At 72.5% G+C, this 25,166-nt stretch carries 12 protein-coding genes; 3 read left to right on the top strand and 9 right to left on the bottom strand.

Annotation, left to right across the window (positions count from 1 at the left end; translation table 11 throughout):
* Positions 1-540: 540 nt before the first annotated feature.
* Both BJ964_RS19695 and BJ964_RS19700 read right to left on the bottom strand, forming a co-directional pair.
* Entirely contained in the window at positions 541-687 is a 147-nt protein-coding gene (locus BJ964_RS19695) for a hypothetical protein (protein ID WP_188122023.1), read from the bottom strand.
* A 1,222-nt stretch (positions 688-1,909) separates the two neighbouring features.
* Positions 1,910-3,931, bottom strand: coding sequence for an ATP-binding response regulator (locus tag BJ964_RS19700; protein ID WP_229807022.1), 2,022 nt, complete (start codon positions 3,929-3,931; stop codon positions 1,910-1,912).
* Between the two features lie 70 nt (positions 3,932-4,001).
* On the opposite strand from BJ964_RS19700, the gene BJ964_RS19705 reads away from it, so the two are divergent.
* Positions 4,002-7,202, top strand: a complete 3,201-nt coding sequence (locus BJ964_RS19705) for a PAS domain S-box protein (RefSeq protein ID WP_188122024.1) — start codon at positions 4,002-4,004, stop codon at positions 7,200-7,202.
* On the opposite strand, the gene BJ964_RS19710 is transcribed toward BJ964_RS19705, so the two are convergent.
* Positions 7,154-8,140, bottom strand: coding sequence for a TerC/Alx family metal homeostasis membrane protein (locus tag BJ964_RS19710; protein ID WP_229807023.1), 987 nt, complete (start codon positions 8,138-8,140; stop codon positions 7,154-7,156). The two genes, BJ964_RS19705 and BJ964_RS19710, sit on opposite strands and share 49 nt — an antisense overlap.
* Positions 8,141-8,560: 420 nt before the next feature.
* On the bottom strand, positions 8,561-9,169 hold the full coding sequence (locus BJ964_RS19715) for an alpha/beta fold hydrolase (protein ID WP_188122026.1): 609 nt from the start codon (positions 9,167-9,169) through the stop codon (positions 8,561-8,563).
* A gap of 137 nt (positions 9,170-9,306) precedes the next feature.
* Here BJ964_RS19715 and BJ964_RS19720 point away from each other — a divergent pair, with 137 nt between their 5' ends.
* Positions 9,307-10,278, top strand: coding sequence for a helix-turn-helix domain-containing protein (locus BJ964_RS19720; protein ID WP_188122027.1), 972 nt, complete (start codon positions 9,307-9,309; stop codon positions 10,276-10,278).
* Positions 10,279-12,113: 1,835 nt separating this feature from the next.
* Here the strand turns inward: BJ964_RS19720 and BJ964_RS19725 are convergent.
* The 3 genes from BJ964_RS19725 to BJ964_RS19735 form a co-directional block, all read right to left on the bottom strand.
* Positions 12,114-12,830: a M15 family metallopeptidase gene (locus BJ964_RS19725; RefSeq protein WP_188122028.1), complete on the bottom strand. Its 717-nt coding sequence runs from the start codon at positions 12,828-12,830 to the stop codon at positions 12,114-12,116.
* Between the two features lie 30 nt (positions 12,831-12,860).
* Positions 12,861-17,987: a diguanylate cyclase gene (locus tag BJ964_RS19730; RefSeq protein WP_229807024.1), complete on the bottom strand. Its 5,127-nt coding sequence runs from the start codon at positions 17,985-17,987 to the stop codon at positions 12,861-12,863.
* Positions 17,988-18,072: 85 nt separating this feature from the next.
* Entirely contained in the window at positions 18,073-18,792 is a 720-nt protein-coding gene (locus BJ964_RS19735) for an MBL fold metallo-hydrolase (RefSeq protein WP_188122030.1), read from the bottom strand.
* Positions 18,793-18,955: 163 nt separating this feature from the next.
* On the opposite strand from BJ964_RS19735, the gene BJ964_RS19740 reads away from it, so the two are divergent.
* Positions 18,956-19,792 (top strand): alpha/beta hydrolase, encoded by an 837-nt coding sequence (locus BJ964_RS19740; protein WP_188122031.1) that lies wholly within the window; start codon positions 18,956-18,958, stop codon positions 19,790-19,792.
* 161 nt (positions 19,793-19,953) lie between these two features.
* On the opposite strand, the gene BJ964_RS19745 is transcribed toward BJ964_RS19740, so the two are convergent.
* Together BJ964_RS19745 and BJ964_RS19750 are read right to left on the bottom strand one after the other, a co-directional pair.
* A complete protein-coding gene (locus BJ964_RS19745; RefSeq protein WP_188122032.1) occupies positions 19,954-22,872 on the bottom strand; it encodes a helix-turn-helix transcriptional regulator in 2,919 nt (972 codons plus the stop codon).
* Positions 22,873-24,112: 1,240 nt separating this feature from the next.
* Positions 24,113-25,153 carry a maleylpyruvate isomerase family mycothiol-dependent enzyme gene (locus tag BJ964_RS19750; RefSeq protein ID WP_188122033.1) on the bottom strand — a complete coding sequence of 347 codons (1,041 nt, stop codon included), beginning with the start codon at positions 25,151-25,153 and terminating at the stop codon, positions 24,113-24,115.
* Positions 25,154-25,166: the final 13 nt, after the last annotated feature.

Here is a 25,166-nt window from a genome sequence, read left to right on the forward strand (position 1 = left end):
CAGGCCGCACCCTCGTTCCGCAGCCGAGGATCCCTTGGCTTGCGGGCCTTCGACCCGTGCCGCCGCGCGCTCGGTGGCCGAGCGAACTCGCGAGAAGCAGCGGTGCGCTACGAGGTGAGTCCTGAGCCGCCCGGTAGCCACCCAAGAGGGTTCCGTTCGCGGCCCCGTACAAGCGGAGGCGATCACCATCATCAAGTTCCTTGACCGCGGGATCGGTCCGAGCCGGGGTGCCGGCGGGCGGTGTTGAAACAGAGGATTTCGGCGCGCATTGGAAGGAGGCTCATCGCGGGCGAATTTGGCATGATCGTCTTCCTGGTGGGGCTTACACTTCCTCGCGTCGGCGCAGGAGAATTGAGGTATGCCGCAGCTCCAGTTGTTCACCAAGGAAGAGATTTCCGAAATGCGTGACAGGAGCGCGCGCCGGAACCATTCCCCAGTCGCCGAACAATTCCGTAGCGAACACGATCGTCACCGCGCATGGGGTCTACGCAGGCGTCACGCCGAGCGCCTCCGCCGAATCCGCACCCGCGACGAGGCGGCTCAGTCGCCCGACCGCGCGCCGGCCAGCAACAGGGCCACCCGCCCGAACACGACCACCTCGCCGCGCCCGGCCACGACCACCTCGCCGCGCCCGGCCACTCCATCGCGCCCGGCCGAGACCACTCCGCTGCGTCCGGCCGAGACCACGCCGCTGCGTCCGGCCGCGACCATCCCGCCATGCCCGGTCGAGGCTCAGCCCATACTGGAACGGAGCGGCACGCACCCGGGTGAACGGTCGGCAGCACGAGGTCGGCCGATCAGTGACGGCATGAACCAGCCCCATGACTATCGAGCGGAGCCGCGACTCGAGCGGTCGAAGAACACCTCACCTCCGGGACGCACGGCTGGCAGGCTGGCAAATCAAGTGCCTGAGCTGCCCGAATGCGCCGAGGGTGTGGGCACTCCGGAGTCCCGCGCCCAGCAGATCCGTACACCGGGCCAGCGGGCGGACATCGCTACCGCCGACGGTCCTTCCGCGGACGAACTCGTTGATCAGCTCATTGCCCCCGCTGAACGGAACGGCCGGCGGCTTGGACGTAACCGCCCTCCGGCTACACCCGGCCCACCGCTCAACCCCTCCACCATCAAGTTAGGCCAATCGTGCCCGCCTGCGGTCAAGCCCGCCAACCACAACCGCGCGCCCGGTGGAGGTCGCCAACCACAACCGCGCGCCTGGTGGAGGTCGCCAACCGCGACCGCGCGCCTGGTGGAGGTCGCCAACCGCGACCGCACGCCGGGTGGAGGTCGCCAACCGCGACCGCACGCCGGGTGGAGGTCGCCAACCGCGACCGCACGCCGGGTGGAAGTCGCCGATCATGGCGGCCCACGAACCGACGTCGCGTGGCCGCGTCAGCCACGTTCGGCTGGCCGGGCCGATCCGGCAATCGGTCAACGGGATCGGGAGTCCGCTTTCGGTAGCCTTTCTGAACTGGTGGAGGAGGCGACCAGGAATGGGCAGCTGGAGCCGTTCCGCCCTTCGCCGTCGTGCCGATACATAGCCGACGCCAAGTCCGGTCCGAATTGTTCGCGGTCATCGACGACTGGCGACCGGGTGCGACTGGAAGGCAGAATTCGTTCCACTTTTCCGCTGCCGCATGGGAATTCTTCGCCACCGAAACAAACCGCCTCCGAGTCGATTCGGTCTCGTCGACCGCCCGGTTCGCTGAGCCGGCCGGGGGCGCCCACGGTCTGGGGCGCGCTGGGCGGCCCGGCCAAGCGGCTGGAACTGTTCGCCGGCGCCGGGTTCAGCGACCCGATCCTGGCCGCCGACACCGGGTTCAACCTGGTGGTGGGCGCTGTGAAGGGCTTACGCCGGAGTTCTGGTGGTGGGCGCTGTGAAGGGCTTACGCCGGAGTTCTGGTGGTGGGCGCTATGAAGAGCTGACGCCGGCGCCCAGGGCGGTGCGTACGGTGTTGACCAGCTTCTCCCGGTCGAATGGCTTGGCCAGGATCGTCGAGCCCGGCTCCAGGTTGTTGCCCTGCTCGTCGAAGAGCGAGTCGGCGTACCCGGAGACGAAGACGACGCAGAGGCCGGGCCGTCGTCCGGCGGCGATGCGGGCCAGTTGGCGGCCGTTCATGCCGGGCATCACCACGTCGGTGACCAGGGCCGCCACCTCGCCGCCGTGCCGTTCCAGCAGGCGCAGTGCCTCGCCGGCGTCGGGCGCGGTGAGCACCCGGTATCCGGCGCCGCTGAGGATCCGGGCGGTCACCTGGAGCACCGCCTCCTCGTCGTCGACCAGCAGCAGCGTCTCGCCGCCGGCCGGATCCTGCGGTGCGGTCTTCGGCGGCGGGGCCGCCGGGATCATGCCGGCCATGGCGGGCAGGGTGAAGGTGGCGGTGGTGCCCTGCCCGACCCGGGATTCGATGGTGAGCTGGCCGCCGGCCTGGCTGACGATGCCGTGCGCCGTGGACAGGCCCAGCCCGACCGTGCCGGTGGTCGACTTGGTGCTGAAGAACGGCTCGCAGCAGCGTTCGAGGACGTCGGAGTCCATGCCGGTGCCGGTGTCGCGGACCTCGACCGCCGCCCGGTCGTCCTGCGCCGACGTGGTGATCGTGACGGCGCCGCCCTCCGGCATCGCTTCGGCGCTGTTGCGGACCAGGTTGCGCAGGACCTGGGTGAGCTGTGCCGCGTCGGCTTTGACGGTGGGCAGTCCGGTGCCGAGGTTCAGCCGCAGGACGGTGCCCGGTCCGGCGGCGGCCCGCAGTGACGTCTCGCATTCGCGCAGCAGCGCGTTCATGTCGAGGGCGGTGGGCTGGTTGACCTCGCGGCGGCCGAAGGCGAGCAGTTGCTGGGTGAGGCCTTGGGCGCGTTCGCCGCCTTTGACGACCTGGGCCAGGTCGTCGATCAGGCTTTCCGCGGTGTCCGCCGGGATGCGGCCGTCGTCGCGGCCGTCGTTGATCGACTCGATGGCGAGGTTCACGTAGCCGAGGATCGCGCCGAGGATGTTGTTGAAGTCGTGTGCCGTGCCGCCGGCCATCCGGCGCAGGGCGTGCAGGCGTTCGGCGTCGCGGGTCCGGGTCTCGTCCTGCCGCCGCTCGGTCTCCTCCCGCAGCCGCTCCTCGGCCTGGGCCACGTCGGTGACGTCGTCGACCATCAGCACGCCGCCGGTCAGGCCGTCGTCCCCGTCGTGGATCTGCCGCAGGTGCACCCGCAGCGAGAGGATCTCGCCGTCCGGCCGGGTGATCCGGTGGGTGAACCGCAGTTCGGTGTCGGGACCCGCGCCGTGCAGCAGTTCCAGGGCGGCGTTCTGCGCGGGCCGGTCCAGGCAGGCCAGCCAGCCCTGCCCGAGGAGACGGTCCATCGGGGTCTGGAGGATTTCGGCGAAACGCGGGTTCACGTAGTCGGCGTGGCCGTGCCGGTCGATGATGCCGATGCCGACGGGGGAGGCCACCGCCATCGCCTCGAACCGGCGTTCGGTGTCGTGCAGCGCCCGTACCTTCTCGATGAGTTTGGCGTTGACCGCGTGCAGATGGGCCTGGGTGAAGTCCTCGCCCGTGTCGAGGTCGACGGTGACCGGCCCGGCGGCCAGCGCGGATTCGATCGCGTCGAGCAGGGTGCCCGGTTCTTCGGAGCGCAGCACCACCTGGCTCACGCCGCAGGCCTCGGCCAGCGGCCGGGTCTCCGGTTCCAGGTAGTTGGCGGTGTAGAAGATGACCGGTGCGGAGGCGGCCTCCCGGTCCGGGTCGGCACGCAGACGGTGGACCAGTTCCAGGCCGTCGATGCCGGGCATCAGCACGTCGGAGACGACCACGTCGGGGTGATGGGTGTGGGCGAGCCGGAGCGCGTCGGCGCCGTCCTTCGCCTCGATGACCTCGTGACCCCGGAAGCCGAGCAGCAGGCGCACGATGTCCCGGTTGGCGGCTACGTCGTCGACGACCATCACTGTCGCCACGGAGGCTCCCTCAAGAAGAGAAGCATTTGATCAGGATATGTCCGTAATAAAGGTTAAAGCATGTACGTTGATGCTGAAACCGATTCGGATCTTCGGGGGTACTGCCGTGCTGGGGAGGGCCGTCTCTCTGGTGGCCGCCGGAGCGGCCACGGCCTGGGGTCTGACGAGGGCCGCCCGTCGGCTCCGGCGCCGCCTGGACCGCTACCACTACCTCGCCGAGATCCTGAACCAGACCGGCACACCGGCGTTCGTGAAGGGCCTCACCGGGCGCTACCGGCTGACCAGCGCCGCCTACGACCGGCTCCAGGGCATCCCGTACGGCGGCGCCACCGGCCGCTACGACCGCGAGGTGCACCCGCCCGCCCGGCTCGGGGAGTTCCGCCGCCGGGACCGGGCCGCCCTCGCCGCGGACGGCCCGGTCGCTTTCGAGGACATGATTCCCGACGCCGGCCGGATGCGCCGGTTCGTCACCACCCTGTACGCGCTCCGCGATCACCACGACCAGCCGTACGCGATCTTCGGGGTGAGCGCCGAGGTGACCGACCTGACGGTGACCGAGGCCGGCCGCCTCACGCAGGCGCACGAGAACGCTCAGCTCGCCGCGATCGTCGAGGCCTCGCAGGACGCGATCGTCAGCAAGTTCCCGGACGGCACGATCAAGACCTGGAACCCGGGCGCCGAGAGGCTCTACGGCTACACCGCCGAGGAGATGATCGGCAGCGACATGAACCGCCTGCTCCCGCCGGACCGGCTCGGCGAGGAGCGGGAGCTGCTCGCCCGGGTGCTCAGCGGCCAGGCCCTGACCCGGTTCGAGACGCGCCGCCGGCGCAAGGACGGCGCCGTCATCGAGGTGTCGCTGAGCATGGCGCCGATGCGCGACGCCGACGGCGCGGTGATCGGCGCCTCGACCGTGGCACACGACATCACCGCGCGGGTCCTGGCCGAGCAGCGCCGCCGGGTGGAACGCGAACAGCTCGAAATGATCATGCAGGCGGCCAGCGACCCGTTCTTCACGATGGACGCGGCCGGCGAGATCACCGAGTGGAACCGGCAGGCCGAGCACGTCTTCGGCTGGCGGCGTGAGGAGATCCTGGGCCGGGACCTGACCGGCACGATCCTGCCGGAGCGGTACCACATGGCGCTGCTGCGGCTGCTGGGCGGCCGCCTCGAATGGCTGCTGGACCGGCCGACCGAGATGGCCGCGCGGCACCGGGACGGTCACGAGATCCCGGTCGAGCTGACCATGTGGTGCATCCGGCACGACCACAGCCCGCACTACCACGGCTTCGTCCGGGACATCACGGCCCGCCGGCAGACCGAACAGGCCCTCGCCGAAGCCCGCGACCAGGCCATCGAGGCGGCCCGGCTCAAGTCGCAGTTCCTCGCCTCGATGAGCCACGAGATCCGTACGCCGATGAACGGTGTGATCGGCCTGACCAGCCTGCTGCTCGGCTCCCCGCTGGACGAACGGCAGCGCCGGTACGCCGAGGGCATCGGCGCCGCCGGATCGGCCCTGCTCGCGGTGATCAACGACATCCTCGACTTCTCCAAGCTGGAAGCCGGCAAGGTGCTGCTGGAGGACGCCAACTTCCAGGTGGCCCGGCTGATCGCCGAGGTGGTGGCGCTGGTCGCCCCGCCGGACACCCAGAAGGCCGTCACCGTCAGCGCCGACTGCCACCCGGAGCTGCCCGCCACCGTCTGCGGCGACCCCGGCAAGCTGCGCCAGGTGCTGCTCAACCTGGCCGGGAACGCGGTCAAGTTCACCCCGCGCGGCCGGGTGGAGATCACCGCGGCGCTGGACCGCACGAACGTCGCCGGCCCGGACGCCGTACCGATCCGGTTCGAGGTGCGTGACACCGGCATCGGCATTGAGGCGCTGGCGCGGGAGCGGCTGTTCGAGGCGTTCACCCAGGCCGACGCGAGCACCACCCGGCGGTTCGGCGGCACCGGCCTGGGCCTGGCCATCAGCCGCGACCTGGTCGAGCTGATGGGCGGCCGGATCGGCGTGGAGAGCGTGCCGGGGGAGGGCAGCACCTTCTGGTTCACGGTCACCCTGCGGACCGCCCGGGAGGGCCTGGACCTGGTCGACCGGCACAGCCTGGACGGGCTGCGGGTACTCATCGTGGACCCCGACGAGGACGACCGGACCGTCCTCACGGAGCAGCTCAGCGCCTGGTCGATGGATACGACCGGGGTCCGCGACGAGGACGCCGCCACCCGGGCGCTGGCCGAGGCGGCCACCGCGGGACGCCCCTTCGACCTGATCATCACCGACGTCGAGAGCACCCCGGTGGAGCGGCTGGTGCCGGCCGGCTGCCCGGTGCCGAAGACCGTCCTGCTCGCCGCCGACCCCGGTCACCTGCCCAGCGAGCCGGACCAGCGGGTGTCCGGGGTCTTCGCCAAACCGCTGCGGCAGGCACAGCTGTTCGACGCGCTCGCCGGGGTGCTGAGCGAGGCCGACGGCGACGGCGTGGTGGGCACGGTCGCGGCGAATCCGCCGGGCCGCGGTCACCTGCTGGTGGTCGAGGACAACGAGATCAACCGTACGGTCGCGCTGGGCATCCTGGCGAACCTCGGCTACACGGCCGACGTGGCGGTCAACGGCCGGGAGGCGGTGGACCGCGCCCTGAACCGTGACTACCAGGCCGTCTTCATGGACTGCCTGATGCCGGAGATGGACGGCTACCAGGCGACCGAGGAGATCCGCCGTCGTGAGCCGTCCGGCCGGCACGTGCCGATCATCGCGCTCACCGCCAGCGCCCTGGCCGAGGACCGGGCCCGCTGCCTGGCCGCCGGCATGGACGAGCACCTGGCCAAGCCACTCATCCCGGCGGACGTGGCCCGGGTGCTGGAACACTGGTCACAGCCGGCCCCGCCGGACTTCGCCGAGGTGACGGCGGAGATCGAACGGCGGCTGGACCACCTGCGCGGACCCGACCCGGCGGCCACCGCCGGCGCGCTGGCCGGACTCCTCGCCGCCCTCTCGGCGAAGATCCCGGAACACCTGGACCGGATCGAGCACGCCCTCGCCTTCGAGGATCCGGGCACCACCCGTACCGAGGCCCACCAGCTCATGGGGGTGCTGGCGAACCTCGGCGCGGGCCCGGCGACGACCGCCTGCGGCCGGATCGAGTCGGCGGCCCGCGCCGGTGACCTGCACGCCGCCGTGGTCGCCTTCACCGCGGCCCGCCCACTGATCCTGACGGTCCGCGACGCCGCCGATCAGATCCGGCGGCGCCCGCTGCCGACGCGCTCCCGGCGGTCGGCGTAGAGGCTGGTCACCGTCACGGTGGCCAGGGTCAGGCCGATGACGGCGAGCGACGCGTCGGTCGGGATGTCCGGTACGCCCGGCCAGGCACCGTGCGCCCAGTGCAGCACCAGCTTCACGCCGATGAAGGCGAGGATGACCGCGAGCCCGTAGTTGAGGTGCCGCAGCCGGTCCAGGACGTTGTGCAGCACGAAATACAGCGCCCGCAGGCCGAGCAGGGCGAACGCGTTCGTCGCGAACACCAGGTACGGGTCCTCGGTCACGCCGTAGACGGCCGGCACCGAATCGACCGCGAAGACCAGATCGGTCATGAAGACGGCCACCACCACGAGCGCCAGCGGGGTGAGCGCGCGCCGGCCCCGCTCCACCACGGTCAGCCGGCCGCCGTGATAGTCGCCGGTCACCGGCATGAGCCGTCGCATCAGCCGCACGCTGCGCATGTGCTCGATGTCGACCCGGTACTGCTCGTGGCGCATCGCCTCCCGGAACACCTTCACCGCGGTCGCCAGCAGCACCGCCCCGAACAGCAGGAACGCCCACGCCCCGCTGCGCAGCACGACCGCGCCGGCCGCGATGAAGACGGCCCGCAGCACCAGGGCGCCGGCGATCCCGTACAGCAGCACCCGCTGCGCCAGCCGCGGAGGCACCGCGAACGCCGCCAGCAGCAGCATGAAGACGAACAGGTTGTCGACCGACAGCGACTTCTCCACCACGTAACCGGTGAAGAACTCCACGGCCGGGCGTCGTCCGTACACCTGCCAGAGAAGGACCCCGAACGCGGCCGGAAGCGCGAGATAGAAGAGTGACCAGCCGACCGCCTCGCGCATCCCCACGTCGTGGGGGCGATGGGTGATCGCGAAATCGGCGATGAGCAGGCCCAGCAGAACGGCGACGCTGATCGCCCAGAGCTGCGGAGACGCGATGGACGGAAGATCGAGCACGGGGCCCCCTCGGACACGTGTCATCGTCCGAGGTCTCCCTCACCCGCCGCACCCTGCACGCCGGGCGAACGCACGAGGGCACGTCCGCGTGCCCGTGGTGACCGCCACGCTCTCGTGGAGGTACTCCCCTCGGGGGCAGCATAGGCAGACCCGGCCCGGCACACCATGCCAACCGTGGATTCCGCCGAATCGGTTGACGACCGCCGCCACCGGGGGGACGGTGGGATTCCGGCTGCTCAACGCAGTCGCCGGCGGCCCCGAGGAGGTCCGCGATGTTCGTCGAGACAGTGCTCGCCGGCCTGCTGATCCTCTGCATGCTGATCAGCATGGCCGCGCTGTCGGCACCACATCACCGGCGCCGTCGCCGGCGCCGGCACGGATGACAGGCTCGGCTCGGATCAGGTCGCGCGGGGGCGCGGCTCAGATCAGGTCGCTCAGGGTCGCGGCGAAACGCGCGGGCGCGCGCAGATGCGGAAAACCGGGCCGTTTCGCGACTCGCGCCGGGACTCCCTTGGAAAACCAGCACCGGTACGAGTCCCGCAGCCGCCGATCCCCGCGCGGCACCGCGAACTGGCGGTACGCGGCCGGCACCCCGGCCAGGTCGGCGCCGGCCTGATGCTGCTCCGGGCTCTCCGGTGGCGCCTCGGCCGGCTCGTCGAAGGTCAGCACGGCCCGGGTCGCGTAGGCGGCCGCGAACGCCTCCGCCAGCAGCGCGCCCTCGCCCTGGCCGACCAGCACCGGGGCGCGGTGCAGCTCCAGGTCACGGACCAGCACGGCCAGATCCCGGGCCAGCGCGTCCAGATCGTTGTCGCCGCGGGCGGCGGACTGGCCGTGGCCGGGGAGATCCACGGCGATGACGGTGCACGGGCCGGTCAGCTCGGCCGCGACCGGCCACCAGATGGTGCGGTCGTAGAACAGGCCGTGCAGCAGGACCACCGGGCGGCCGAAGCTGCCCCAACGGTCGTAGACCAGCAGATTCTTCGGAGTTCCGTAGGCGTGGGTGGTGCGGCGCGGGGGTTGAGGATGCACGGCGTGGGGTCTTCCTGAATCGGGGGGAACCCAAACATGCAGTGTCATCCCGGGGTACACCAAACATTCCTCGAAATTGATCTTTTAGAGTCCCCCGTCCGTACCGTTTCAGGTTCCGCCGCCTAACGTGAGCAGGCATGGCGTTCGTTCTCGACACCGCGGCCCTGCCCGCCACCGAACGTGTGGAGGCCGTGCACACCGCGATGATGTTCGCCTCCGCCCCCTGCCACGTCATCCACGAGAACCCGGCCGGCCCGGTACACGCCCGGATGGAGGTGTGGGACCTCGGCGACACCAACATTTTCACCTGCCGCTCCTCCGGCCTGCGGCTGCTGCGCACCGCCAAACTGGCCCGGCAGGACGCCATGCCGGTGATCTCACTGGCCGTCCAGCGGGAGGGCTACGGCCGCCTCGACCAGCACGGCCACCAGCGGGTCACACCGTCCGGCGAACTGCTCGGCGTCGACCTCTCCGGCGCCTACGACTACTCCTGGTCCGGCGACGGGGCGGCCGGGTGCGTACAGATCCCGCTCGACCAGCTCGATCTGCCCCTCGACGCGATCCGTGAGGCGCTCGGCAACCTGCGGGCCAGCCCGCTCTACCGCCTGGTCACCGCCCACATCGCCACCCTGTCCCGGGACCGGGCCCGGATCACCGCCGACCCCACCGCCCCCACCGTGGCCGCAGCCACCGTCGACCTGGTCCGGGCGCTGCTCGCGTCGGCCACCCGCAGCGAACGGCACACCCGCCGCGCCCTCGCCGAAACCCTGCTCACCCGGATCCGCGCGCATGTCCGCCACCACCTGACCGACCCCGGCCTCACCCCCGCCCGGATCGCCGCGGTCCACAACATCTCCCTGCGCCAGCTCTACAAACTCTGCGCCGGCGCCGGCCTCAGCCTGGAACAGTGGATCATCAACGAACGCCTCCGCGGCGCCCGCCACGACCTGCTCCACCCGGGCCACCAGCACCAGCCGGTCACCGCGATCGCCCACTCCTGGGGATTCCGCGACGTCACCCACTTCACCCGCCGTTTCAAGGCCCGCTACGGCCTCACCCCCTCCCAGCTGCGCCGCGCCTCGGCCGACGCCCGTCGCCCCGGCATTTAGCGCCTTTCTTGTACGCGTGTTCTTGTCCCGCCTTTTCAGGGCCGTCCCGTCCGGTCGGCGCGCGCTTGCTGCCCGCTCCGGCCTGTGCCGCGCCCGCCGGGCGGAGATCGGTACCCGGGCGCCTGCCACCCGCTGCTTTCGGTCCCGCTGGGTGGGTGGTTGCGGTGTTGCCGGCCGGGCTGCCGGGTTGCCCTCTGCGGTAGCGCCGGTCGCCCGGTGCGGTGGTCCCGCTCTTGCTTTCCAGGCGCGGGGGTTGCCTGCTCGCGGCCGTTGCGCCGGTCGCCCTCAGTGGGTGGTCGCGGTCTTGCTTCCCATGCACCGGGGTTGCCCACTCCCGGCCGTTGCGCCGGTCGCTGCGGGTGGGTGGTCACGGTGGTGCTTCCCAGGCGCCGGGGGTTGCCTGCTTGCGGCCGTTGCGCCGGTCGGGCTGGGTGGGTGGTTGCGGTGTTGCTTCCCAGGCACGGGGGTTGCCCGCTTCCGGCCGTCACGCCGTTCCCTCTGGGCGGGTGGTCGCGCTTTCACGAGGGTGGGCGCGCATGGTGGTGTTGTGGTCGCCTGCGTGCCCTATCGGGGCGATGGCCGCTCATGCGGCGGCTTTCGTGCGCGCTCACCGCCGAAAGCCCGGCCGGCCGGCACTCCGCGTGAGCGAGGGACCCGGTTCACCATCTCTTGTGGAAGATCGAGGTGGCCTGAGGGCCTCTTTCCCGGTTGTTGCCGGGGTGGATGTCACGTCGCTTGTTCGCGTGTTTCCCGTCTTTGCCGCGAGGTTAGGCCGGTCATCGTCGGCCGCGCGAGTCATCCGCAGGAATCGATGTAGATCTCGGGTGATCGTCACCGAACGCGGGATCTTGCGCCATTGTGGCCATCCGGGAGTCTCCTTCTTGGGCGTTCGCGGTTCTACGTCAAGCGCCCGGTCGGGCGAACCACCAAATGGAGGGCGCCGTCCGCCGCGCTGGACGGAAATGGGGCTTTCGCCGGAAGCAGGTGCCCGTTTCGCCCGCTTTGTGTGCCGCTGTTGTGCGATCTTGAACGATTTGCCACCCGAGGCGGTGGTGAATCGTTCAAGATCGCTCCGGGGGGCGCGTCCTGCTGGCGAGGGATTGCGGATTCGGCCGTGGGCGGCCAAGAAGAAGACTCCCGGATGTATCCGATAACCCAAGGTCTTCCAGCAGAAATGGATCATGGGCGATGATTGGCCGCCGGACAACAGCCAGGAATCAAGATCGGCCCGACAGCCGCCATCGCCCAAGATCGCCGGCGGGTCGGGGGTGACGCCGCAGCCATCCGCATGCGCGACTCGACATCGCGGCCACCCACAACCGAGAAACAGGCTCCAGAACAGCACGGATGTACCACTGCACCCTCACGTATCCAAGATTGCGGTCACGGTGAGTGACTTCCGGTGGCTCCGTGGCGCGACCGGTATCAAGCGCCACCACCCACCCGACGCGACCGGCGGGACGGCCGGGAGCAGCGCCTCGGGTGCCTGGCGATCATCACCGCAACCACCCGCCTGGCGGGATCGGCGGGACGGCCGGGAGCGGCGTCCAGGTTGCCTGGCGATCACTACCGCAACCACCCGCCCAGAGGGAGCGGCGTGACGGCAGGTAGAGGGCAGCCCCGGGGCAAGCACAAACCGCAACCACCCACCCGGGGCGAGCGGCAGGAACATGCGGGAGTGGCCAACCGGTCCACGCCCGGCGGGGGCGGCACAGGCTGGAGTGGGCAGCGAGAAGGGCCGGGCGGGCGGAACGGGACGAATGGGAACGGGACGGCGGCACGCGTACAAGAAAAGGAAGCGGAAGAGAAACGCGGACCTCGACCACGGACGATCTTCAGCGGCCGGTGGTGCTGAAATGCATATAGTCCTTCAACGTGGTCCAGTGGCCGCCCCATGTGAAGCCCTCGCGGGTGAAAGCGGTGACCGCGCCGTTCGCGTGCAGCATGCCTGGGTGGTGGGCGTCGCGGGCCAGCCAGGCGGCGCTGTTCGGTGGGTCGAGGTAGTTGCCGCGGATCATCGGGTTCTGGCGTGGGTTGATGTCGACGGCCCGGCCGTACGCGTGCTGTGACCAGGTTTTCGTCCCGGCCACGTAGCGGCATTCGTAGCCCTTCGTGAGGACCGTCTCGTCGGGGACCACGGCCGGTGGCATCGCCATGATCGGGAAGCGGCGGCGGTAGAGGGTGGCGAACGCCCGCTGGGTGGGGCGTGTCAGGGTGCGGTGCATGGTGAGGTGGCCGTCGTGGGCGCGGCCGTCGAAGCCGAGGTAGCGGACCCAGATGCGGCGCAGGTCGGTGGCGCGCAGCGGGCAGTGTGCCGGTTCGGGGGCGGTCAGCGGCTCGATGTGGGTGCGCCAGCGGGGCAGCGGCGCGGCGGGTGGGGTGAGCCGGAGCATGCCGTCCACCGAGAGCGCCGTCCGGCCGTTCCATCTGCGCAGGTCGGCGACGCTGTGACCGTACCGGGCGGCGACGCCGGAGAGGGTGTCGCCGGGCCGGACGACGTGCACCGGCGGGCCGGGCGGGAGCAGGAGCAGGGCGGTGAGCAGTCGGATCACAACCGTCCAGTCTTCCCGTCCGGGGCGTTCTCAGCCGGACATGACGCGGTTGCGGCCGGCCTCCTTCGCCCGGTAGAGGGCGTGGTCGGCGCGGGCCAGCAGTTCGTCCAGCGAGGTGTCGCCCTGGGCCAGGCTGGTCAGGCCCACGCTGATCGTCACGTGCAGGGGGCCCGCCTGCGTGGGCACCGGCTCGGCGGAGACCGCCAGGCGGATCCGGTCGGCCAGCTCTTCGGCGTGGCCGCCGTGATCGGGCAGGACCGCGGCGAACTCCTCACCGCCGTAGCGGCCGAGCACGTCGGAGTGGCGCAGCCGGCTCCGGATCCGGGCGGCCACGGTACGGATCACCTCGTCGCCGACGCCGTGCCCGTGCGTGTCGTTGATCGCCTTGAACTTGTCGATGTCCAGCATGACCGCCGCCAGTTGACGGCTGTTGCGGGCGGCCGCCTGCACCAGGGCGCCGGCGATCGCGTAGAAGTGCCGCCGGTTGTGCTGACCGGTCAGCTCGTCGGTGGTGGCCAGTTCCTGCACCCGGCTGAACAGGCGGGCGTTCTCGTACGCGGTCATGCCCTGGGTGGCCAGTGCGGCCGCCACCTGACGGCTGGTGCCGTCGAGCCCGGAACCGCCGAGCAGCACCAGCCCGACCGGGCCGTCCCGTCCCACCAGAGGGACGGTCAGTGCCCTGGGCGCGCCGGCGAGCACGCGTTCGCGTACCCCCGCCGTCTCTTCCAGACCGAGCAGCTCGGGCGTGTCGCCCGGGGTGATCCGCACCGTGCTCCCGACCGCTTCGACGGGTGTGGCGCCGACCACCTCGATCACCTCGCCATCGGTGCTGATCAGGCATCCGGCTGTCGCGCCGAGCTGGGCCCGCAGCGTGCCGCACAGGTGCCACAGCAGCCGGTCCGGCTCCAGGATGGCGCTCATCTCGGCCAGGCTGGCCCGCAGCATCTCGGCGAGCGCCTGCTGCTGCCGGGCGGCCTGCACCTGCGAGTGCAGCTGTGCCGCCCGCGCCGTCTCCAGCGACACGGCGACGTGGCTGCTCACCGCGGTCAGCACGGCGACGTCGTCGTCGGTGAAGACGCCCCGGGCGAGCCGGCTGTCCAGGTAGACGATCGCCACCATCCGGCCCTTGAACTGGACCGGGGCGATCAGGATGCTGCGCAGCCCGTGTACCACGGCGCTGCGTGAGCCGAGCGCGGCGCCCTGCTCGGTGCCGGCGACCACGAGCGGCTCCCCGGCGCCGGCGACCCGGCGGACCAGCGTGGACGCGTACTCGTCGGTCTCCGGAAGATCACCGGAGGCGTCCCGGCCCGCGTACCGGACCGGTTCGCCGGCCTCGTCCAGCAGGAAGAAGACCGCCCGCTCGGCGCCGAGGATGCGCAGCATCTCGTCGAGCGCCACGCTGGCCAGCTGCTGCGGGTCCAGGATCGTCGCGGCGGCCGTGCCGACCTGCTGCAACGCCTCCAGATGCCGGTTGCGGCCGGACGCCGGGCGGCGGTCCGCCACGGTCCGTCGATGGGTGCCGGCGCCCTCGTCGACGCCGAACTCGGCACGCGTCTGCCGTCGCCGCTGCTCCCAGCCGTGGAAGAGCGCCATGGTGAGCGCGAACCGGGCCTGCCGGTCGGACTCGTTGGCCATGCCCATGGCGCGCATCGCCCGGGCCCGGATCCGGAACACCTCGTACTGGATGAACGGCGCGTCCACCTTCCGCAGCCGCCGCTCCGCCTCGTCGGCGATCCGCAGGCAGCGCTGCGGGTCGCCGGCCGCCAGGTACCAGGACGCCTTCGTGGTCAGGTGCACACAGCGCAGCAGCGGGGTGCCGCCGACCCGGCCCAGGTCCCGGACCGCCTTCTTGGCCACCGCGAGCCGGGCCGGCCGGTCGGCGTCCGAGGCGAAGCGGAACTGGATGAGCCGGCCGTGCGCCTGGTACATGTAGATCCACTTGTGCTGCGGCAGCAGTTCGGCGCGGCGCAGCTTGAGCGCGTGGAACTCGGCGAGCACCTCCTCCAGCTGCGGCCCCACGTCGCCCTGCTCGATCAGCAGGCAGGCGGCGGCGGTCAGCATGTTGGCCCGCTGCACCCGGGTGCCGGTGCCCGGCGGGAACGCCGTGTGCAGCCGCTTCAGCGCCGCCGCGGCCTCACCGAACCGGCTCTGCCCGGCCGGGATCATCACACTCAGCATGCCGAGCGAGGTGCCCAGCACCTGTTCCTGGTCGGGCAGGTTCCGCATGCCGCGCTCGTACTCGCGGGCGCTCTCCTCCACGTAGCCGCGCAGCAGGTAGCGCATCGCGAGGGTGGCGTAGCCGGGGATCAGTTGGGCCGGAACGTACCAGCGAGCGTTGCGGGAGGTGGTCTTCTCCCAGATGCTGCCGTCGTCGACGCCGCTGATCATCAGGGCGCAGCCGTGCATCCACTCCACATAGGCGCCCAGCCCCGGGTCGTCCAGCCCGGCGGCCGCCTCGGCGGCCCGGCGCAGGCAGCGTTCACTCGTGGTGCGCAGCTTGACCACCGCGGTCACGTAGCCGATCAGCGCGTAGACGCGGACGTACTCGGGGCACGGGCCCAGCCGGTTGACCGCGTACACGGCCCGCAACGACAGGGCGCCGGCCTCGGCCAGGCGCAACCCGAGCCCGGCGGCATAGCCGCCGGCATCCAGCACGGCGGCGAGCACGGCCAGGTGTTCCCGGCGCCGGCCACGTGCGGTTCCGAAACCCACCCCGGTACGCCGGACGAGCCCACCCACGAACGCCACCAGCAGCGACGTGAGGAGCAGCAGCAGCCCCCGGCCCCCCAGCGGTCTGCGCAGTTCGGCCAGCGCGGCCCGGGTCGCCTCCAGAGCCCGGTCGTCGTCCCAGACCGTGTGGTACAGCTCGATGCGGGTGGTGAGCAGCCGGGCCCGCCACAGCCGGTCCGTCTCCCCGGCCAGCGCCCGGTCCAGCACCTCCCCGGCCAGCTCCAGCCGGCCCGCCCGCAGGTAGGCCTGGGCCAGCGAGTGCAGCATCCCGGTCTCCGGCGCCGGGTCCCCGGCCACCGCCTCGGTCAGGTAGCGGATCGCCTCGTCCGGCGACTGGTCGGCCAGGGCACGGCGGCCGGCCAGCGCGGCGCTGCGCCGGCGGTCCCCGGCCGGGACCTGGTCACCGGCCCGGCTGTAGTGACGGGCCACCGCGTACGCGTGCCCCTCGTCCCGCAGCTCCTCCGGCAGACCCTCCAGAGCCCGGGCCAGATCGGCGTGCACCCGCCGCAACCGGTCCTCGTCCAGCCGCTCCAGCAGCACGTCGCGCAGCTGGGGGTGGATGAAGGCGTACCAGCCGCCGGGCCGTGGCTCCAGCACGTGCCGGTCGGCCGCGGCCGTCAGCGCGGCCAGCATCCGGTCCGGATCGCCGACCGCCAGCAGCGTCGCGGCCCGGAACCGGACCCCGGCCACCGCGGCGATGGCCAGGCAGTCGAGTGTGCCGTCCGGCATCGTGGTCAGGCGGGTGGCGAGCAGGTCGAGGACGTCGGCGACCGGCGGCAGCGCGTCCGCCCCGGCGAGGTCCAGCTCCCAGGAGCCCCACACCGGGCGCAGCAGACCCGCGTCGAGAAGCCGCAGCAGGTAGCTGACCACGGCCAGGGGCGTGCCGTCGGTCCGCGCCGCGACGTACCGGACCAGCTCCCCGGTCACCTCCGCGCCGGGCAGCCGGGACGCGATCAGATCGGCGACCGCCGGCCCGTCCAGCGGGTTGCAGTCGACCTCCAGGGTCCCGGCGCTGTCCAGCCCCGCGGCCGGGTCGCCCGCCCCGTCCGGGGCGGTGAGCAGCACCAGCGCCGGCAGCCCGGCCAGGTCGGCGGCCAGCTTCTCGAGCAGCTGCCGGGAGCCCGAGTCCAGATGCTGCGCCTCGTCGATGACCAGCATCAGCCCACCGCAACGGGTGGCCAGCTCACTCAGGAAGGTGGTGCCGGCGCCGAGCACGTGCTCGTCACCGCCGGCCGGCGCGACGTCGGCGCCGGGGGCGCTCAGCTCGCCGGAGATCCGGGCCAGCAGACGCGGCCCGGCCGCCGTGGCCGCCTCCCTCACCAGCCGCTCGACCGCGGTGCGCCGGGCCGTGGGCAGCCGGCGGACCCCGGCCAGCCAGTTCCGTACGGCCTCCCGGACCGCCGACAGCGGGGTCGCCTCCCCGGCCCGGCAGGTGGCCCAGAACAGGGGGAGCCCGGCGGCCTCCGCCTCGGCGGCCAGTTGCTCGGCGAGCCGGGTCCGGCCGGAACCGGGCCCGCCGCGGATCACCGCCACCCCGCCGTGCCCGGCCAGTGCCCGTTCCCAGCGGCGGGTCAGCCGCTCCGTCTCGGCGGCCCGGCCGCGCAGCGGCCACGCGCCCACCGCGGGCTGCTCGGCGGCCTCCCCGCCCGGACAGCCGCGCAGGGCGTCGAGCAGCGACCGGGCGTCCTGGAAGCGGTCGTCCGGATCCTTGGCGAGCAGCCGGTACACCACCTCGGCCAGCGCCGGGCTGATGCCCGGGCGCGGCACCGCCAGGTCCGGGACCGGGGCGGCCAGGTGCAGGCGCAGCAGCTCGCCGACGTCGTCGGTCTCGAACGGCAGTCGCCCGGCCAGGCACTCGTAGAGCACCACGCCGAGCGAATACAGATCGGAGCGGCCGTCGACCGGGCGCTTGAGCATGCCGGACTGCTCCGGCGACGAGTACAGGAAGGTGCCGACCGCCTGGTCCGGCGACCCCGTCTCGCCGAGCTGCGCCAGACCGAAGTCGATCAGTTTGGCCGGCTGGTCCGTGCTGACCATGATGTTGCCCGGCTTGAGGTCCCGGTGCACCAGCCCGAGCCGGTGCGCGGCGGCCAGGCCCCGGGCCAGCCGGGCGGCCAGAGCGACCACCCAGTCCTCGGCCAGCACGCCACCGGACAGCTGGTCGGCGAGCGTTCCACCGGGCAGATGCTCCAGCACCAGAGCCGGTACGCCGTCCAGGTCGCCGACCGCGAAGACCCGCACCACCGCCGGATCGTCGATGCAGGCCAGCAACGACGCCTCACGGGCGAACTCGGTCCGGATCCGCGGATATTCGGCGGGGTCGGCGAGCGGGCGCTTCAGCGCGTACCAGCGGTCGCCCCGCCGGGCGCGGTGGACCATCGTGAACGCGCCACGACCGAGCTCGTCGACCACCTCGAGGCCGGTCAACCCTGTATCCGTCACGGGAACCTTCACTTCGTGTCCGGCGTCACGAAAACCTCTTCGGCCGGAAACGGTCATTGCTGAACGAGTCTCAGAGCGTCGCTGCCAGCTTCTGCAGCGCTTCTTTGGCCCCGGCGGTCAACGGCTCACCGTGACCGGGAAGGATCGCCTTCACCTCCAGGCCGGCCAGCTTCTTCACCGACGCGGCGGCCAGGGTGGCGTCCGTCGTGTACTGCGGCGCGGAACCCTCCAGCCCGTTCTGGTTGCGCAGCGCGTCGCCCGTCACCAGCACCCCGGTCCCCGGTTCGAAGACCGACATGTGCCCCAGGGTGTGCCCCGGGGTGCCGATGATCTGCAGGCCGAAAACCTCGTCACCATCCTTGAGCGGGGTCAGCGTCTCGCCCGCCGCATCGATCGCCGCCACGTCCGCCTCACCGGCGTACAGGGTGGCGCCGACCAGCGGGGCGATCGCGGCGAGCCCACCCGCGTGGTCCTGATGCTGGTGGGTGAGGATCACGTGTCGCACCGAGTCCCACCCCAGGCCGGCCGCCTTCAGACCGGCCTCCACCGACGCCTCCGAACCCGGGGTGCCGGTGTCCACGACGGCCACCTCCCCGCCACGGACCAGCAGGTAGACCGAGACGAACGAGAGATCCACCCGGCGCCAGTCGCCCACCAGGCCCGGCGGTGGAGCGGCCGCCGACGGCGTCCCCGCCGGATCGGTTCCGGAACACCCCGTCACGGTGTTCAGCACGGTCACCCCGAGGACACCGGAGCCCCCGGTCAGCAGCAGTCTGCGGTTGAGACTCATAGAACATCCTTAGCGCATCGCGGGCGCGGTCGCACACCGGACAGCAGGACGCACGGAGCCGGTTTCGCCGGGCATGCTGGTTTTCCCGGGCCGGAGGCGGGCACCGTGAACTGGTACCGCCCGGTGCTCCCTCGGGACACCCGATTCTGAGCAGGGGGATCTCGTGTTACGGCAACCGACTCCGGTGATCGACGCGATCGTCGCCGAGCACCCCGGCTACCGGCCGGTCACCCTCGACCTGTTCCGCCCGCCCGTCGACGGCCCGCTGCCGCTGGTGATCTGGGTGCACGGCGGGGCATGGCGCTACGGCACCAACAAGCACGACGGGCCCCAGCTCGCCCCGGCCCGGATCGGCGACCGGATCCTCGCCGCCGGGTACGCGCTGGCCCGCGTCACCTACCGGCTCAGCGCCGAAGCCACCTTCCCGGCCCCGCTGCACGACGTCAAAGCCGCCGTCCGCTGGCTCCGCCGCAACGCCGCCGACCTGGGGCTCGACCGGAGCCGCTTCGCGATCTGGGGTGAATCGGCGGGCGGCCACCTGGCCGCGCTCGTCGCGCTCACCGGCGACGACCCCACCGTCGGCGACCACGATCCCGGCGTCTCCGACGCGGTCCGGGCCGGCGTGCTCTGGTACGCGCCCAGCAACCTGCTCACCATGGCCGCCCAGAACCACCCGCACGGCCTCCAGGACCACGACGCCCCCGACTCCCCGGAGAGCCGGCTCGTCGGCGGCCCGGTCCAGGAGATGCCGAAGGAGTCGGCCGCCGCCAGCCCGGCGAGCTATGTCTCCCCGAACGCGCCGCCGCTGCTGCTCGTACACGGCGACCAGGACCGGGTGGTGCCCGTCGGCCAGAGCCGGGAACTGCACGAACGCCTCACCGCGGTGGGCGCCCCCGCCGAACTGCGCATCGTGCCCGGCGCCGACCACTGCTTCGTCGGCGCCGACCTGGCCCCGCTCGTCCACGAGGGCCTGGCCTTCCTCGACCGCCACCTGACCTAGGGCCTATCTGGTGGATCACCCAAGTGCGAGGCGAGGTCCAGGTGGTGGCTGGCGTCGGCCGCGGGAAGGCCTAATACCGGTGTTGTATTTGGCCTTCCCGCGGACGCCGTCAGGCGCCGCCTGGACCACGCCGCAGCCCTGGGTGATCCACCAGATAGGCCCTAGACCGGCGGCAGCCGGCGGCGGGACGTCACGTCCAGCTTCCGGAACACCTTGCGCAGATGGTGGTCGACGGTGTTCGCACTGAGGAACAGCCGCGCGGCGATCTCCCCGTTCGTGGCACCGGCCGCGGCCAGGCGCGCGACCGCCAGCTCCTGCGACGTGAGGGTGCCGCCCGTCTGCCCGGCCGCGTCCAGCTCCCGGGCCGCGCGTTCGGCGTACCCCCGCGCGCCCATCGCCTCGAACATCGCCGCGGCCCGGCGCAACTCGTCGCGGGCGTCCCGGCGCCGCCTGCGCCGCCGCAGCCACTCCCCGTAGAGCAGATGCGCCCGCGCCAGATCCGCCCGGGCCTCGGTCCCACCCAGCAGCGCGACCGCCCGCCGGTACAGCGGCTCGGCCTCCCCGGCCTCGGCGACCAGCGCCCGCGTCCAGGCCAGCACACCCAGCGCCCAGCCGGTGCCCGCCGCCTCCGCCAGGCCGGTGAACCTCGCCAGCGCCGCACCGGCCGTCTCCGGATCACCGCTGCGGACGGCCGCCTCCACCAGATCGGGCAGAACCCGCGCATGCACCCCGAGCACGTCGGCGGCGACCACCTGACCGGCCAGCACCCGGGCCCGCCGATAATCACCCCGGCCGAGCGCCTGCGCCACCGGCCCCTCAGCGAGCCGGTCCGGGCGTTGGCGGACGCCGATCTCGGCACACACCCGCTCCGCCTCCGCCAGCGACTCCCGGACCGCCGCCACATCACCGAGCCGCGCCGACGCGTCCGCCGAGCCGTACAGCCCCGTCACCAACTGCCACCGGGCCCCCGACCGCCGCGCGATCCGCACCACCCGGCGCCAGACCGCGCGCTCCGCACCCGAATCCCACAGCAGAGCCGACAGCGTCGCCGCGGTCAGATGCCGCCGCAACACCACGTCGTCCGGGACGTCCGGCGCCAGCAGCATCCCCACCGCCCGCCGCACCTCGGGCACGGCCGCCGCGCATCCCTCCGCCACCAGCGCCCCGAACGCCCGCAACTGCTGCTCCACCACCGCCGCCCCATCAACCTCGACGGCTCCGCCCACCGGCGCCGTCTCTCTGTTGCCGGGCGGTCGGGCCGCTGCCTCCACGATCTCGGCGAGGCCGGTGCCGGGTCCCGCATTCCCGGCGCGGATCAGATGCTCCACCGCTTCGAGCAGGGCTCCGCGAGCCAGTCGCGGCTCACTCTCCCCGATCGCGCGCGCGGCTTCCAGACAGATCAAAGACCCTTCCGCGTACGCCGCCGCGCGCCCCGACAGCACCACGGCCCCCGCTTCGACGAGCAAAGCCCGCCCGCGGACCACCCCCGCCCCGGGCCCACCGGCAACCTGCGCCGCTTGCGGGCACTCAGCCCCTGGCCGCCACCCGGGCCGGGGCTCCAGGACGGTGCCGGCCGACCGCGGTGCTGGTGGGCGCGTGTCCGTTTCGTGGGCGGTGTCGGCGGGCCGCCATGCCGGTAGGGGCCTGTCTGTGTCGGCGAGTCGCCGTACCGGTGCGGGTGTGTTCGCTTCAGGGACGGTGTCGGCGAGTCGCCGTACCGATAGGGATGTGTTTGCCGCAAGGGCGGCGTCGGCGAGCCGCCGTGCCTGTAGGGGCGCGCCCGCGACCAGAGCGGCTTCGGCCGCGTCGAGGAACCGTTCCGCGCGGCCGGCGCCCGGGGTGAGTTCCGCCGCCCGGGTCAGGAAGGCCGCCCGTGCCGCATATCCGCCCCGCTCGCCGGCCCGGTCCGCGGCCCCGACCAGAGCTTGCGCCACCGTCTCGTCGAGCCCCGCGCAGGATCCGGCCAGGTGCCAGGCCCGCTGGTCGGCATCACCGGCCGGTCCGGTCACGGCGGCGAGGGCGGCATGGACGGCCCGCCGCCGGTCACCGGTGGCTCCGCTGTAGATCGCCGACCGGGCGAGCGGACGCCGGAACACCGCGGTCACCCCGAGTGTCAGTATCCCGGCGGCCACCGCCGATTCGGCCACCCCCGGAGCGATGCCGAGCCGGTCGGCGGCCGCCACGATCCGCGCGATGTCCCCACCGGGCTCGGCCGCGGCGATCAACAGCCAGGTCCGGGTGTCCTCCGGCAGTTCCCGTACCCGTCGCAGGTGGAACTCCTCGATCCGGCTGCCGGCCGGCAACGGATCGGGCAACGACTGCGCCCCGGCCAGCTGATCGGCGGAAAGCTCCCGCCCCAGGTCGATCAGCGCCAGCGGATTCCCGCCGGTCCCCGCCACCAGACGAGCCGCGACCAGGGCGTCCAGCGGCCCGGCCACCACCGACCGCAGGACGGCGGCCCCCTCCGCGGCGCCCAGCCCCGCCACCTCCAGTACCGGAAACCGCCCCCACCCGGCGGGCATCTCCCGAGCCGCCAGAATCAGTCCCACACCCGCCCTGCCGCCCTCAGCCCAGCGCGCCGGCATCCGTCCACCCCGGACCACGGCGACGGCGGCGCCCGGCAGCCGGCGGGCGACCGCGGCGAGCACCGCAAGGGACTCCCGGTCGAACCAGTGGGCGTCGTCGGCGTAGCAGAGCACCGGGCACTCGACAGCGAGCCCGTCGAGCAGCGCGGCGACCGCCCCGACGACCGGTTCCGGCCCGGTGGGCGGATCATCGGCCGGCCCGAACGCCCCATGCAGCGCCCGCAAACCGTCCGGCGGCAGGATCGTCGAGGCGAGAGGCAGCACGGGGATCAGCAGCCGGTGCAGCGCCGCATAGGGAAAGCCGCTCTCCGCCTCCACCCCCGCCACCCGGATCACCCGCAGGCCGGAGGCTCCGGTGACGGCCTCCTCCAGCAGTGCGGTCTTACCCGACCCCGGATCGCCCACCAGCACCAGCGCGTCGCCGAGACCCCCATGCAGCGCCCGGATGAACTCCCGCAGCGTCCCGCATTCCCCGGCCCGTCCCTGTAGAGCCATGACGCACCGAAAGCTATCGGCCCTCCACTCCCGATCCGCTGGCCCACTGTGCAGCCCTATCGGCCCACAGTGCACACCTGGAGATCTTGCTCCGCTTCCGGTTCCTTTCCTGTACGCGTGTCGTCGCCCCGACCTATCAGGGCCGTCCCGTCCGGTCGGCGCGATCTCACTGCCTGCTCCGGCCCGTGCCGCGCCCGCCGGGCGCAGATCGGTGCCCGGGCAGGCCGGGCGGGTCGCCACGTCCTCGTGTGCCGCCGCCCCCGCTTTCGGTCACGCTGGGCGGGTGGTCCCGCTCTTGCCTCCCAGGAGCCGGGGTTGCCCACTCCCGGCCGTTGCGCCGGTCGCTGCGGGTGGGTGGTCGCGGTCTTGCCTGCCAGGCGTCGGGGGTTGCCTGCTCGCGGCGGTTGCGCCGGTCGCCCTCGGTGGGTGGTCGCGGTCTTGCTTCCCAGGCACCGGGGTTGCCCACTCCCGGCCGTCACGCCGGTCGCTCTCAGTGGGTGGTCGCGCTTTCACGAGGTTGGGCGTTCCGCAATCCCTCGTCCAGCGGACGCGTCACCCTGAGCGATCTTGGTCGATTTATCACCGTCTCGGGTGACCAATCGTTCAAGATCGCAGAGCGTCGGCATGCAAAGCGGGCGAAACGGGCATCTGTTCCCCGCGAAAGCCCCGTTTCCACCTAGCGCGGCGGATGGCGGCACCTTCGCCGAATGCGCGACTCGACATCGCGGCCACCCGCAACCGAGAAACAGGCTTCAGGGCGGCACGGATGTACCACGCATCTGCCCATGCCCAAGATCGCGGTCACGGTGAGTGACTTCCGACGGGCTTCCCTGGCGCGACCGGCGTGACGGCCGAAAGCACCACCCCGGATGCCTGGTAAGCACCACCGCAATCACCCGCCCGGGGCGACCGGCGTAACGGCCGAAAGCACCACTGGCGAGCACCACCGCCACCACTCGCTCGGAGGGAGCGGTTAGCGCCTCGGTGCCTGGCAAGCACATTCACCCAGCGTGACCGGAAGTAGGGCAGCCGTGTTCCCGGCGGCGCAGGAGGGAGGGCACCGATCTCCGCCCGGCGGGGCGGCACGGGCCGGAGTGGGCAGTGAGATCGCGCCGACCGGACGGGACGGCCCTGATGGGGCGGGACGGCGACACGCGTACGGGAAAGGAACCGGAAGCGAAACGCGGACCGCCACCACGGGCCGGCACCGAAGGCCGGCTTCGAAGTGGTGCTGGAGGGGTCAGGGGACGGCCAGGGCGGGGGCGGCGGCGAGCCACTCCAGGCCGAGACGGGTGTCACCGGCGATGGTGACGGAGAGCTGGTCCGGGCGGCGGCGGTCGCCGACCAGGCGGCAGAACTCGACGATGTCGGCGGTGACCTCGGCGTCGGGCACGAGCGACGGGGGCTGGGGCGGTGTGGATCCGGGCGGCGGCGGGGTCACCGGGACGGTCCACGTGCCGCCGCCGGGTCCGGTGAGGTGCAGCCGGACGTGGCGGCCTTCCGGCGCGGTGACCCGGGTGGCGGTGGCCAGCGGAAGGGTCCGGACGGCCAGGTCGGCCATCGGGTTGAGGTGTTCGGGCAGGGGTGTGACGGTGGGCCGGGCCAGGACGCCGCCGATGTCCTCGCTGTGGATCCACGTTTCGAAGGCCCGCGCCACCAGGGCGTCCGGCACCGGCATGTCCCAGCCGACGGCGATCGTCCCGGTCGGCGCGGGGACGGTGAGCAGGGCGCCGCACAGGGCTTCTGCCTGGGCGCGCCAGGTGCGCCGGGCCTGCTCGGCGGTGCGGGTGCGGGCGAAGTTCAACACCTCCCGGGTACGGGACTCCGGGTCGGATCCTGGCGCCAGCGGCGGTTCGACGGTGACTCCGAGGGCGGCCGCGATCAGGCTGTCGGTGGCGGTGAGGTGGGCGAGCAGGTCGTGGACGCTCCATTCGCCGTACGCCGCGATCCGCCCCCAGTGGTCGTCGTCGAGCCCGGTGAGCAGCAGGTCGAGGGCCGCCACCTGGGCCGCGTACGGCTGCGCGTACTCCGGGGCCGCGGGAGCCGGACGCCGCCGGACGGGCGCCGCGGACCGCAACCGGGCGGCGAGCCCGGCCGGGGGCCGTCGATGCGTGCCGCCCAGTTCGGCCGCGGTCTCGCGCAAGGTGCGTGCCTCGCCGGCGCAGATGTCGCAGTCGTCGAGGTGTTCGCGGACGAGGCCGTCGTCGCCGGGCGGGCAGGCGTCGAGGGCCCACGCCCCGAGGAGGGGCGCCACGATCTCGTGACTGTCGGTGCCGGTCATCGCGTCACCTCCG

Source organism: Actinoplanes lobatus, from assembly GCF_014205215.1.
Classification (GTDB): domain Bacteria; phylum Actinomycetota; class Actinomycetes; order Mycobacteriales; family Micromonosporaceae; genus Actinoplanes; species Actinoplanes lobatus.